This window comes from Glutamicibacter sp. B1 (genome assembly GCF_039602135.1).
In the GTDB taxonomy this organism is placed as follows: domain Bacteria; phylum Actinomycetota; class Actinomycetes; order Actinomycetales; family Micrococcaceae; genus Glutamicibacter; species Glutamicibacter ectropisis.
Genome location: NZ_CP125942.1, coordinates 2,827,396 through 2,840,552 on the forward strand (window position 1 = coordinate 2,827,396; position 13,157 = coordinate 2,840,552).

Annotated in this window: 9 protein-coding genes; 5 read left to right on the plus strand and 4 right to left on the minus strand. The window is 57.0% G+C overall.

The features are described 5' to 3' along the window. Positions 1-38: 38 nt before the first annotated feature. Together QMQ05_RS13255 and QMQ05_RS13260 are read right to left on the minus strand one after the other, a co-directional pair. A complete protein-coding gene (locus tag QMQ05_RS13255) occupies positions 39-1,799 on the minus strand; it encodes an amino acid ABC transporter ATP-binding/permease protein (RefSeq protein ID WP_345470720.1) in 1,761 nt (586 codons plus the stop codon). Then, positions 1,796-3,538, minus strand: a complete 1,743-nt coding sequence (locus QMQ05_RS13260; protein ID WP_345470722.1) for an ABC transporter ATP-binding protein/permease — start codon at positions 3,536-3,538, stop codon at positions 1,796-1,798. The genes QMQ05_RS13255 and QMQ05_RS13260 overlap by 4 nt, the downstream gene beginning before the upstream one ends. A gap of 90 nt (positions 3,539-3,628) precedes the next feature. Between QMQ05_RS13260 and QMQ05_RS13265 the strand changes: the two genes are divergently transcribed. Together QMQ05_RS13265 and QMQ05_RS13270 are read left to right on the plus strand one after the other, a co-directional pair. After that, on the plus strand, positions 3,629-4,615 hold the full coding sequence (locus tag QMQ05_RS13265) for an acyl-CoA thioesterase (RefSeq protein ID WP_345470724.1): 987 nt from the start codon (positions 3,629-3,631) through the stop codon (positions 4,613-4,615). Next, positions 4,612-5,223 (plus strand): phosphoribosylanthranilate isomerase, encoded by a 612-nt coding sequence (locus tag QMQ05_RS13270; protein WP_345470726.1) that lies wholly within the window; start codon positions 4,612-4,614, stop codon positions 5,221-5,223. Before QMQ05_RS13265 ends, QMQ05_RS13270 begins: the two co-directional genes overlap by 4 nt. Before the next feature lie 3 nt (positions 5,224-5,226). Here the strand turns inward: QMQ05_RS13270 and QMQ05_RS13275 are convergent, their stop codons facing one another. After that, a complete protein-coding gene (locus QMQ05_RS13275; protein WP_345470728.1) occupies positions 5,227-5,778 on the minus strand; it encodes an acyl-CoA thioesterase in 552 nt (183 codons plus the stop codon). 163 nt (positions 5,779-5,941) lie between these two features. Between QMQ05_RS13275 and QMQ05_RS13280 the strand changes: the two genes are divergently transcribed. After that, on the plus strand, positions 5,942-6,541 hold the full coding sequence (locus QMQ05_RS13280) for a hypothetical protein (RefSeq protein ID WP_345470730.1): 600 nt from the start codon (positions 5,942-5,944) through the stop codon (positions 6,539-6,541). A gap of 70 nt (positions 6,542-6,611) precedes the next feature. On the opposite strand, the gene QMQ05_RS13285 is transcribed toward QMQ05_RS13280, so the two are convergent. Continuing rightward, positions 6,612-10,130, minus strand: coding sequence for a proline dehydrogenase family protein (locus tag QMQ05_RS13285; protein WP_434063147.1), 3,519 nt, complete (start codon positions 10,128-10,130; stop codon positions 6,612-6,614). Positions 10,131-10,354: 224 nt separating this feature from the next. On the opposite strand from QMQ05_RS13285, the gene QMQ05_RS13290 reads away from it, so the two are divergent. Together QMQ05_RS13290 and putP are read left to right on the plus strand one after the other, a co-directional pair. Further along, positions 10,355-11,344, plus strand: coding sequence for a LysR substrate-binding domain-containing protein (locus tag QMQ05_RS13290; protein ID WP_345470732.1), 990 nt, complete (start codon positions 10,355-10,357; stop codon positions 11,342-11,344). Between the two features lie 107 nt (positions 11,345-11,451). Then, on the plus strand, positions 11,452-12,957 hold the full coding sequence (gene putP, locus QMQ05_RS13295) for a sodium/proline symporter PutP (RefSeq protein WP_345470734.1): 1,506 nt from the start codon (positions 11,452-11,454) through the stop codon (positions 12,955-12,957). Positions 12,958-13,157: the final 200 nt, after the last annotated feature.

Here is a 13,157-nt window from a genome sequence, read left to right on the forward strand (position 1 = left end):
GTGCGAGCCTAATATTTATTAGCTCACTTGTCAGGCATCTAGCCCAGCAAAATCTGATCTACCTCACGAATTGCCATCTGTGAGAAGAGCGAATCTTCCCTAGCCAGCAGTTCAGCGGCCCGCCCACTTTCAGCAACGACGCCATTATCGATAACCATTGTCAGTTGTGCCTGTCCTGCGGTGGCGAGGCGGTGGCTAATCATGACTACCGACATCCCCTGTAGGCGACGCCGCTCTACCGCCTGCAAAACAAGGTGCTCGCTGGCTGCATCAAGCGCACTACTTGATTCATCCATAATCAATACGGCAGGTTTCCTGATCAGTGCACGGGCCAGCGCCAGCCGTTGGCGTTGCCCACCAGAAAGTCGTGTGGCACGGTCTCCGAGTCGGGTGTCCAGCCCTGATTTCTGTCCGGTCAGCCAGTCGCCTAGGCCCAATTCTTCGAGTACTGAAATTAGTTGTTCATCGGTGATGCCCTGCCGTCCTAAGAGCAGATTGTCGCGCACCGTGCCGCGCACAATCAGTGATTCTTGGGAGACGAGGATGATCTTTTGACGAAGCTCATCCAAGCTGGCCGTGGTGATATCAACGTCGCCAAAGCTGATAGTTCCGGTGTAATCGATGGCTCTGACCAAGGCCGCAGCAACCGATGATTTACCTGAACCACTGGCTCCAACCAAGGCCACCATTTCACCAGGCTGCAGTTGCAGGTCTACGCCTTGTACTACGCTGTTTGGACCGTAGGAGATCCCAAGGTCCTGGATCTTCAGTTCCCCTGACTCGGGCAGCGCCACAGCGTTGGCAGGATCAGTGATTGTTGGCTTGTAGGTATCTGTCGCGTGCAATCGGCGAGCGCTTGCCAGCGAATCCTGTAGGCCAAGGATGAATCCGTCAACGGTGCGTACCGCTTCAAAGGAAGTGATAAAGGCACACGCCACTACGACGAGCGCGCCGAGTTGCCCTGCGGTACCAAGAACAATGAACAACGCCAGCAGGCCACCCCACATGATCAGTTGAGTCAGAGTTGCGCGAACCGCCGTGATCTTGCCGGTACCTAGTGCCGCGGCATTGGCTTCAAGATTGCTTGCGCGCAGTTTCTGTAATGTCTTATTACCGCCGTGAAAGCTATGCAGAACTTCCACACCCGCCATGGCTTCAGTGAAAAGCTGGTTTTGCGTGCCACGTACTGTCGCAGTGGTGGATGCGTTGGCGCGCAATCTGCGCACTCCAACGGCAGGTATGACGACACCAACTAGGAGGTATGCGCCAAGCAGGATCAGTGCTGGCTGTTCTCCAAACTCGATCCACGTTCCCCACGTTGCCAGGGCGCTGACCACCACTGCGGATACCGCGGGTGGAAGTGTGTGCGCAAAAAACACTTCGACTTTGTCGATGTCACTGGTGGCGCGGGCTAGAAGGCTTCCAGAATTTTTGCTCGCTGCGCTAAAGGGTGCTTGGCGTTCAAAGGCGGCATACATTCTGCGGCGTAGTCGTGCCAAGGACAGGAAGGCGACCCGATGACCGACGTATTGTTCTAGGTAACGCAGTGCGCCCTTGGCCAGACCCAGAACGAAGATCAGTCCCACCAGCCAACCCCATCCCAGGGACTGTAATCTTTCTAGTTCGTGAAGCCCTAAGACTTTCACCAGACCAGTTCCGGCCAGAACGTAGATGCTCAAGGAGATCAGTCGGGTCAGGCATGAAAAAACACTTGCCAAGGCCAGTGGCGCTAAAAGGTCTTTAGTAGTTCCTATGAGCCACAGAACGGTCGTGAACGTGTGCTTCTTGTGCTGGCTCATGCTTCCCCCTCCCCTATCGAAGGCAGCCCTCGCGTTTGCAGTTGCCTCTTGCGCTGGTTCAGATTTGTCATGGCTTCTTTGAGGTAACCGTCTTGTTCCAGCAGTTCTTCGCGGGCTCCTGACTGGATTACTTTTCCATGATCCATCACCACCACGTAGTCATAATCGGCCAATAGTCCTAACCGGTGGGTGACGGTAATGATGGTGGTCTGGGAATCGAGTTCACGCAGGGTCCGGGTGATTTCAGCTTCGCTGTGTACGTCTAGGGCGCTGGTTGGTTCGTCGAGTAAGAGTATTGGGCGATTGGCTAGTAGGGCGCGGGCTAAGGATAGGCGTTGTGCCTGTCCACCGGAGAGCCGGGCACCGCCTTCGCCCAGTGGTTGATCCAATCCCAATGGTTGCTGCGCCAGCCAGGACGCCATATTGACTTGATTGATGGCGGCCAGTAATTGTTCATCGGTGGCCGTGGGTGCTGCAAGCTGCAAGTTCTCACGAAGGCTTTCACCGAAGAGTGTGGCGTGTTGTTCAACCACAGCGGTGTTTGCTTTGAGAGTGGCTGGCCCCATCGGTTGTCGTCCATCGTGGATGAGCCCGGTGGTGGATTCAAGTTGCCCTTGGAGCACCCTAATCAGGGTGCTTTTACCGCTGCCAGATGCCCCAATGATAGCGGTGCGTGATCCAACAGGAAATTGCAGGTTGATATCTTCTAATCCCTGATCGCTACCGGTATAACTGGCACGAAGATTTTCAATGAATAGACCATTGTTAGCAAGATTCACACGAAGCGGGTTAGCCATGGATGGGTGCATCGAGATCTCTTGGATCTCGGCAAGTTTTTTCTCTGCGGCTTTGCCGGTCATTCCGATATAGAAGAAACTGCCGACATAGCTCACCGGTGCCAGCATCAGGTAACTAAGAATAACGAGGGAAACTGCGGCTCCTGGCGAGATTGCACCGCTACTGGCACGCCACCAAGCCAGCAGCGAGGCGCTGGCCAAGAGCAGCACGGCAAAGCTCGAATCGATGACCAAGAGGATCAGCTGGTTTCGGGCCAGTAATTTCATCACCTGTTGGCGTACACGTTCGGTGGCCATGTTGATGGTCTTGCTCATCCATGCGCTGCCACCGTTGAGCTTGAGCATGTTCAAGGAACGCAGTGCATCCAAGAAGGTTGCCGAGAGGATTCCTTGAGCCCTGCGGTACTCGCCGTTGGCAGAACCGAAGCGGCGCTGAAAACCAAGGACAATCACCGGAACCAGCGCAGTAGGGATCACCATGAGTACCGCACTGAGTGGATCAATAAAGAGTGCTATAAAGCACAAGATCAATACGGGGGTGGCCACCGCTGCACTAGCCGGTCCGATGAAACTGGAACGATACTTGACCGAGCGTTCCACCGAATCCATCGCCGCGTGGACCAGTTCGCCTTCGCCGGCTCGGCGTACTGCTAGAGGACCGATGGATAGGTAGTGCTTTAGTAATTTAGAGCGCTGGTAGTTTGTGAGGGCTTGGCTGTCGCGAGAGATCACGATGGGAATCAAAAAGGTTGCAACGAGTAAGGCCAATAACTCACCAGCAACACCGATGTACCACTGACTATCAAGGGTGGAACCGGAATAGAGGCGGTCAAATCCTTGGCCGATCAGGACTACGAGTCCGGCACTTCCGGCGGCGGCAATGAGGCTGAGCGCCACGACAATGGTTGTTGCTGCCGAAAAAATTCCAAAGACCCTACGCACACCCCCTATCCTAGGCCAGATCCGGGCATGACCTGCAGGGTGCTTGTCACAGATTGCCGGTAATACTGCAAGTAGGCGAAACTGGAGTGCATGAGCACCTCGGAGCTAAAACAGCGTCCCCATTCGGTGACCCTGCGATTCCTCGCAGCCCCTACCGACGTCGATGTCACCGGAAACGTTCCCGCAGGAACGGTCCTTGAATGGGTGGACAAGGCTGCCTATGCTGCCGCCGTTGGATGGTCATCGAGCTATTGTGTCACTGCCTACGTTGGCAATATTCATTTTGAAGACCCCATCCAGTCGGGTGATCTTGTTGAAGTCACTGCTTCGGTGGTTTATACCGGACGAAGTTCCATGCACATCCACACTGAGGTGTCCTTCCAGGATCCGCGCGAGTTGCGTCCCGTGGCGTCGAGCAACTGTCTGGTGATTTTTGTGGCGGTGGATGATCGTGGCAAACCAACCGCGGTTCCCGATTTCATGCCTGGTACTCCGCGAGAAATTGAACTACGCCAGAATGCCCTAGCCCGCATTGATATTCGGGAACGCATCGTTGCGTCGATGAAAGATCAGCAGTACACCGAGGCGGGTACAGCCGAACGAGTCCTACTTCGTTTTATGGCCGCACCTACGGATGTGAACTGGGGCGGCAAGGTTCACGGTGGCATCGTGATGAAGTGGATCGACGAGGCTGCTGCCTTGTGCGCTGCCCGCTACTGTGGTCGAGAAACCGTTGCCGTTTTCTCCGGTGGTATCCGTTTCTACAGGCCACTGCTCATTGGGCATCTGGTCGAGGTGGAAGCTCGCTTGGTGTACACCGGTAATAAGGGAATGCATATTGCGGTACACGTACGCTCCGGGGACCCAAAGACTCACGAGATGAACCTGACCACCTATTGCCTCACGGTGATGGTCACCCGTGACGAAACCGGGACCGCGGTTCCGGTCAAACCATGGGTACCGGTCAGCGCCGAAGATCAACGCTTATGGGATCACGCCCGTGAACTCGTGGCGATTAGGGCCAACGCTCCCGGTGGTTACACCCCGGTACACCTCGTAGAATCGAGTGCATCATGAGTAGAGTTGAACCTTTTGTAAAGGTCTGCGGACTGTCCACCGCACAGGATGTTCAGGTGGCCGTTGAGCATGGTGCAGATGCGATTGGCTTTGTACTCACCGCTAGTGCTCGTGAGGTTTCCCCGCAGCAGGCTGCTCGGCTAGCTACTTTGGTTCCTGAGGGCATTGCCACCGTGGCGGTATTCCACTCGGAGGACTTGCCTACGGTGCTAGAACGTGCCTCCGAGGCGCAGGTTGGTTGGGTACAACTACACGGTCAGCGTTCTGCCGAGGATGTTCAAGCCGCCCACGACGCAGGCTTTAAGGTGATTCGCGCCGTTCGCCGTGATGCTGGTCCCGAGCAGTTTGCCGATTGGGGCGAAGACTTATTGCTCATAGACGCTTCAGTTCCCGGCAGCGGCGAAAGTTGGGACTACGCTGCGGTCCGGGAATTAGCTTCCGGACGGCAGTGGCTGGTGGCTGGCGGGCTGAACCCGCACAACGTTGTAGAAGCTTTAGACCTTTCGCAGGCCACCGGGGCTGATGTCTCTTCGGGAGTTGAGTCATCTCGCGGCGTCAAAGACCCTGCGCTGATCGCCCAGTTCATTGACGCCGCCAAAGGCCACTGAAATTTAGTGGACCCAGTTATGTGGGGCTGGTTTGCGCGAGCCCGGTAGGGCTCCTTGTTCACGCCACTGCTGAATCCAGTCTGGCACTACGCGATCTTCAGGAACTTGCAGTCCCACCTGAGCAAGAATCTCTTCGTTAGAGACGGCGCCCTTCTTGGAAGTCATACGCGTGGCAATGTATGCGCGGGCGTAAATTTCTCCCTTGACGACGATGCGCTGTTCAAAATAGATGCATTTATCATCCATGCCCAGCAGGCGGGTCTCTTGCGAGAATTTGGTGCCCAGGCGTACCGATTTACGGAAGGTGATGGTTTCGGTCTGGACCACTGGGGTCCATTTGTTTTTCCGCATGATGTCCCAGACACCGGAACGGAACATCAGGTCAAAGCGGCCCAAGTCGAAGATCGATAAATACATGCCGTTATTGATGTGACCGGCGAAGTCGATGTCGGTCAAGGTGGCTCGCATGGTCACCGAGCTGGTGTCGAACATGGAGAGGCGTGTGGCCTTTTTGCTATTAAAAAAGACCATGAGAATTCGGAATATCATGTGCATACCATCACATTACCGCTGAGTAACTTTTCTGCCTAGTCCTGCTTCCCAGCCTCCCCATTCACTTAGTTCTCTGCCCATAAAACCGTCCACGTATCGCGAAGCCTAGGGCCACACTGATCACCAAAACAGCACTTGCACAGCCAGCCTTACTAGAGTTGAGTTAGTGAGCGAAGAAAAACCACTGTTACAACTGCCCGCCCGACTGATCGGGGTATGGCTTGTACTCATCGTCTGTATCGCCGGCTCCACTATGCTGGCCACCGCCCACTACATCACCGGTGGGAGCCTACTAATCGTCTTATCGCTATGGGCCATCCGAGCTGTAGGCATTGCTAGCTTCTGGTTCCTCCCAGGTCGCACGGACACCAAAATTTTTGCCATGGCTTTAGTCCTGCTTTCACAGGTCCTCGATGTCGTGCTCAAACTGCCGGTGATTGATACCGTCGAATATGGTGACTGGTTTATGGTCTCAGCCCTGGACCTCACCGGAGAGTATGCCGGCTACTTCATGGTCTGGGGCCTACTATTGCCGGTACTCGCACTAGTCGGCTGGTTTGTGCTGCGCTCGCGGGCACTGGCCGGCTGGATCACCGGACTACTAGCTGCCATCGGCATGGGTTTCCTCGCCCACATATCGGTGACCTCCGAGCATGGCTCACTACCTGCCTTCGTCCTAGCCACCATAGGACGCTACATTATTCCGGCCCTATTGGCCGCCCTCGCCGACTTCCTCGTGCGTAAATATTGGAAAGCCAAGAAGTAGTTTTCAGCCACTAAATAAGGCAGCCAGCATTCCACGACGGAATGCTGGCTGCCTTATTTAATACGCGAGACTAGATCAACGAGTCGCTGAGGTGATTAGGTGTACCGAAACGGTGCGCGGTGATCGATACCGCCTGCTCGTGAAGGAAGGGCAACAGTTCCACCCGGCCCGCAGCAGTCACCGGTGACGCATAGATCGCAACATCTGGTTTGCCGTCGGTAGCTTCAGCCACGACCTTCGCCGATCCACCAATCAAGCGGATACGAGCAGCAGAGTCTGGCCCATTCTTCGCAGCCAGCTTGGCGGCATGAGCAGCGAACTGTGCAGCATCTTCACGCACCACGGTCACCGAGTGCTCGGCCAACAGGTTGCGAAGCTCCCGAGAAAGCTCAGCGTCCAAGGACAGGCGCACGCGAGACCCGGCGGTCACCCCGGCAGCCACCACACGCAGAGCCTCAGCCAGTCCGTGACCACTGCTTTCCTGCTCAAAGCGGACCGTGACATCCACACTACGGTAGCGGAAGACGTTGCGCTCCGAGATCAAGCCCGAACGATCCTTAGCCTGGTTGAATTCGGTGTTCCACCAGTACTTGTCACTGCCCAAGGCTGAAGTCAGCCACTGGGTCGGCGCCTGATCCAATTCAGCGGCGTTGAGCAACTGCTCATCAAAACGCGAGAGGGCTGCACCGTTTTTCACCGGTGCATCACTCCAGCTACCCATACCAATGAGGTAGTTCGGGCCACCGGCCTTCGTGCCGGCGCCAATAGCCGACTTCTTCCAGCCACCAAATGGTTGACGCTGGACGATCGCGCCGGTAATGCCACGGTTCACGTAAATGTTGCCCGCCTGGATGTTTTCCATCCAGTAAGCCATCTCTCCGCTATCCAGTGAGTGCAGTCCCGAGGTCAGTCCGTAGTCCACCTCGTTGACGATCTCTACCGCTTCTTCCAGAGACTGTGCGGTCATCACGCCAAGGATTGGGCCGAAGTATTCGGTCTTGTGGTATTCACTGCCACGCTGCACGCCGTAACGCACACCCGGTGAGTAGAGCTTGCCCGAATCATCAAGTTGCTTCGGCTCGATGGCCCAGCGCTCGCCGGCACCTAGGGTGGTCAAACCGCGCTTGAGCTTCTCGCCGGGTTCACCAATCAATGGGCCCATCTGCGATTCTGGGTTCCATGGGTAGCCAACCTTCAAGGATTTCACCGCGTCAATCAGCTGATTATTGAAGCGACGAGAATCGGCGACGGAACCAACCAAAACCACCAGCGAGGCTGCCGAACACTTTTGACCGGCATGACCAAAGGCTGACTGCACCACGTCACGGGCCGCCAAATCAAGGTCAGCATGCGGGGTGACAATCACAGCGTTTTTACCCGAGGTCTCGGCCAGCAGTGGCAGATCCTTACGGAAGGAACGGAACAGCTGCGCGGTTTCATATCCACCGGTGAGGATCAACCGGTCCACACGTTCATCGGAAACTAGTTGCTGACCCAGCGACCGGTCACCGACAAAAACCAACTGCAGGACATCTTTCGGCACTCCGGCATCCCAGAGGCACTGAACCATCATTGACCCCACGCGGGCGGCCTGGGTTGCTGGCTTAATGATCACGGCCGAACCGGCGGCCAAGGCCGAAAGGGTCGACCCGGCAGGGATGGCCATCGGGAAGTTCCATGGCGGGGTAACCACGGTCAGCTTGGATGGCACAAACTTGGCCCCATCGACCTCATCTAGTTCCAGGCCCAGCTGCGAGTAGTAGTGGGCGAAGTCGATGGCTTCGGAGATTTCCACGTCGCCCTGGTCAATGGTCTTGCCGCATTCGGAGCCCAGTACTTCAAGCAGCGTTGCACGGCGTTCTTCAAAGATCTGGCCTGCACGGTGCAGGATTTCTGCGCGCTTCGCCGACCCCAGTGCTTGCCACTCCTCGGCGGCATCAACGCCCATGGCGATGGCTTCATCCAATTCGCCGGCAGCATTAATGGTGTTGGCTTTCACCAGGTCCTTGCCCAGGGGTGAAGCTTCCATCTTGGCCAGGATCTCGCGTCCCCAGGTGCGGTTCTGTTGTAGGTCAGGGTCCGTATCAGGAGTATTGAAGAATTCGGTTGATCCATCGGCGAAACCCTGGATGCGCTCGGCGAGCTGCGGGTCTTGTGCCTGACGGTTCTGCACACGATGTGGTGCCGGAACGTGATCGGTCATAGCGTTCAAGGAAGCGAGGAAACGATTCTTTTCGCGTTCAAAGAGCTGCTCGTTCTTGGAGAGCTCAAAAACTGCCGACATGAAGTTTTCCTGGCTGGCACCTTCTTCGAGGCGTCGAATCAGGTAGGCGATGGCCACATCAAATTCTTGCGGGTGCACCACCGGGGTGTAGAGCAACAGGGAGCCAACTTCTGCGCGGACCGCTTCGGCCTGACCGGTGGCCATGCCCAACAGCATCTCAAATTCGATACCCTCGGTGACGTTGCGTGCCTTGGCCAACAGCCACGCCAGGGCCACGTCAAAGAGGTTGTGCCCAGCAACGCCGATACGCACATTCTTCACGTGGTCTGGGCGTAGCGCGTATTCCAACACCGACTTGTAGCTGGTGTCAGAATCCTGTTTGCTGTGCCAGGTTGCCAACGGCCAGCCATGGATGTCCGCTTCCATGGTTTCCATCGGCAGGTTGGCGCCCTTCACGACGCGAACCTTGATCGGTGCTCCGCCAGCTGCAACACGGGCTGCGGAGAATTCTTGGAGTTTGATCATCGCGGAGAGTGCATCTGGCAGGTAAGCCTGCAGCACGATACCCGCAGGAAGATCCTTGAACTCATCCTGAGCCAAGATCTTGGTGAAGACCGCAATGGTCAGCTCCAAGTCCTTGTACTCTTCCATGTCCAGGTTGATGAACTTCTTCTTGGGGCTTTGAGCTGCCAGCGCATAGAGCGGGCTCAATTTCTCCACGATGTGTTCCACTGCTTCGTCAAAAGCCCAGTGGTTGTGTGGAGCCACGGTGGAGGAAACCTTGATGGACACGTAGTCCACATCGTCGCGGGCCAACAGGGTCGTGGTGCCTTCCAGACGACGGGCAGCTTCGCCCTCACCAAGGATGGCTTCACCCAAGAGGTTCACGTTTAGGTTGACGCCCTCGCGCTTGATCTTCTTGATCGCGCCACCCAGTTTGGCTTCGGAGGCATCAATAATCAGGTGGCCCACCATTTCGCGCAAGACTTTGCGTGCCACGGGGACCACCACCTGTGGCATCACTGGTGCCATGATTCCACCGAGGGCAACTGCCTTGCGCATGTACCACGGGAGGAATCTAGGAACCTTGGGTGCTAGCTGCTTGAGGTTGGCTGCGGCCACGCGCAGGTCCTCGGGACGGATGACTCCGTCGACGAATCCCACGGTGAAGTCCAAACCGTTGGGATCCTTGAGCACACCGGCCAGTCTGGCAGCCGCCGCATCAACAGGATAGTTGGACGCCTCGGCGAGCCAGCGGCGCACCAACGCGATGACATCTTCGGCTAGTTCGCCAGGAGAGGTAAGCGGGTTGCCAGCAGCGTCGACTGCTGCCGGCACGGTGTGCTGGGTGGAAATTGAAGACACTTAGTGGTCCCTTCGATGCAAAGTTATTCAGTCGTAGTTCGGCACCGAACGTTAATGTCGTTATGGCTCTCTTTGCGGTAGTTCCCGCACAAAAAGCTGTGTGCAATTTCGAGTATGAACCTAAGTTGCGTTAAGCAAAAGCGAACAAAACCGAATATATTTGTTCGGTTTTGCTAATGTATGGATACACCTGACTCTCACCTCGACGAAACGGCGGAAAACCAGTGCTTGAACTGCGACGATTACGACTACTTCGAGAGCTCAGCATCCGCGGAACCATCGCCGAAGTGGCCGAGTCCTTGAGCTACTCCCCGTCCTCGGTCTCCCAGCAGCTCAGCCAGCTCGAAGCCGAAGCCGGAGTACAGCTTTTACGCCGCACCGGGCGCACCCTCAAACTCACCGCCCAGGCACAGCTTTTGGTGACTCACACCGAAACGCTCTTAGAAGCCATGGAACATGCCGAAGCAGATCTAGCTGGCACCCTATCCACCATCGCCGGCACCGTCAGGCTCGCCGTCTTCCAGACCGCCATGCTGGCCCTCATGCCACCAGTGCTGAGAGAATTGCGCGAAAAATACCCCGAACTTCGAGTGGAAATGAGCCAACAGGAACCGGCCGATGCCCTGCAGGAAACCAGTAGCCGCAGCTTTGATCTGGTGGTCGCCGAACAATACTCGGGCCATTCCGCCCCGCACTACGCAAACCTTGACCGGCGGGTACTGACCCACGACGCCATCCGGCTCGCCCTGCCAGCACTGGGCGCCAAAGGCAATGCGGACTTCGACCGCGTCACCTCGCTAGAGCACGCGGCCACCCTGCCATGGGTTGTTGAGCCCGTCGGTGCAGCGAGCCGGCACTGGGCCCTACAAGCCTGCCGGCTGGCCGGGTTTGAACCAGACCTACGCTACGAAACCGCCGACCTGCAAGCGCACGTGGAATTGGTGCAAACCGGAAACGCGGTGGCGATGTTGCCGGATCTGGTCTTGCGCTCCAATGCGCGCACCTTGCGCACCATAGATTTACCCGGTGCCCCGTCCCGCACCATTTTCACCGCAATGAGGCATTCTTCGGCCAAGTCACCGGGCATTCAGGCAGTGCGTAACACATTGCACGCACAGCCCGGAATGAGTGACGCAAACGACTTGGTAATTTTGGCAACACCAAAAGACTTCGATACGGTCGATGAGGAAAAAGCATCATCAAGACAGAAATGACACTTGCGACAAAGCGCATAATTCGTGTCATAGTGGTGACTCGCACCACTTGAATCCGAGTCCTGGATCATCGCACCGATCCAGGACAGCAACGGTAATGAGGAACTATGTCCGACCAGACCTTCCAGATGATTGCGATCGCAATTTACATGGCCGCCATGCTTGGCATCGGCTATATCGCGTATCGCCGAACCAACAATATCGACGACTACATGCTGGCCGACCGCGGCCTGAAACCTTGGGTAGCAGCCCTCTCGGCTGGCGCCTCCGACATGTCCGGCTGGCTGCTCATGGGCCTTCCCGGCGCCATCTACCTCGGCGGCCTGCACGAGGCATGGATCGCCATCGGCCTACTCATCGGCGCATGGCTCAACTGGAAGTTTGTCGCCCCGCGACTGCGTTCCTACACCGCCATTTCGGAGAACGCCATCACTATTCCAAGCTTCTTTGAAAAGCGCTTGAAGGATAACGCGCACCTGCTGCGCATCGGTTCTGCCGTGATCATTCTGGTGTTCTTCACCTTCTATGTCTCTTCAGGCATGGTGGCCGCCGGCAAGTTCTTTGAAGCATCCTTCGGCTGGCCATACCTGAGCGGCATGTTCTTTGTTGCCGTCATTACCCTGCTCTACACCCTCTTCGGCGGCTTCCTCGGCGCATCACTGACCGACATGGTCCAGGGTCTCCTGATGTTCGCCGCGTTGATCGCGGTGCCAATCGTCGCAGTAATCAATATGGGCAACATCGGAAATATCGGCTCCAAGATCACCGAGATGAATCCCGATGCGTTCAACCTGTTCTCGTCCTTCAACGAGAACAGCGCGATCCTCGCGGCCGTAGCCATCTTCTCCACCGCAGCATGGGGCCTTGGCTACTTCGGCCAGCCGCACATCATCGTGCGCTTCATGGCATTGCGAACCCCTGCCGAGGCCAAGACCGCTCGCCGCATCGGCATTGGCTGGATGTTCCTGACCACTCTGGGCGCTGTGCTCACCGCGTTCATCGGTGTCGCGCACTTCGCCGATAATCCACTGGATGAGTCGACCAGCGAAACCGTCTTCCTGCTGCTGAGCCAGACGTTCTTCCACCCGCTGATTGCCGGACTGGTACTGGCCGCAGTGCTGGCAGCGATCATGTCCACCATGTCCTCGCAGCTGATCGTCTGCTCCTCGGCACTGGTGGAGGACCTCTACAACATCACCGGCCGCAAGGCTTCGCCCAAGGCCCTGGTCATGCTGGGCCGCTCCGGCGTGCTGCTGGTGGCCGTAATCGCGGCCCTGCTGGCGCTGGACCCTGGCTCGTCCATTCTCAAGCTGGTCTCCTTCGCATGGGCAGGCTTCGGCGCGGCCTTCGGCCCGATTGTCCTGCTGGCCCTGTACTGGCGCAAGCTCACTGCCGTTGGCGGTTTCGCCGGCATGGTTTCCGGTGCAGTCGTGGTCTTCATCTGGGGCAACATCAAGCCGCTCTCCTCGGCCATGTACGAAATCGTTCCAGGTTTCATCGTTGCCTTGGTGGTTGCTTGGCTCGTCTCGCGAGCCACCTACCGTCCGAACCCGACCATCGACGCAGAATTCAGCGAGATGGAAAAGGAAGTCGGTTCGAAGGTCACCGCCTAGTACCGCACCCGTCAGCTCCCCTGTCCCCAATCCGGGACAGGGGAGCTTTCCTGGCTCTTCCCAGATGAGGGTGTAGGTCGGCCGGGCGCGTCGGTCCGCAGATAGACGTCGAGGTCTCCCGACGACGGAGGTTCCTACGCATCCATCCGAAAGACCTCGACGTGACCGACGCTACCCCGCCGGCCGGCTTCGGCCGCCCT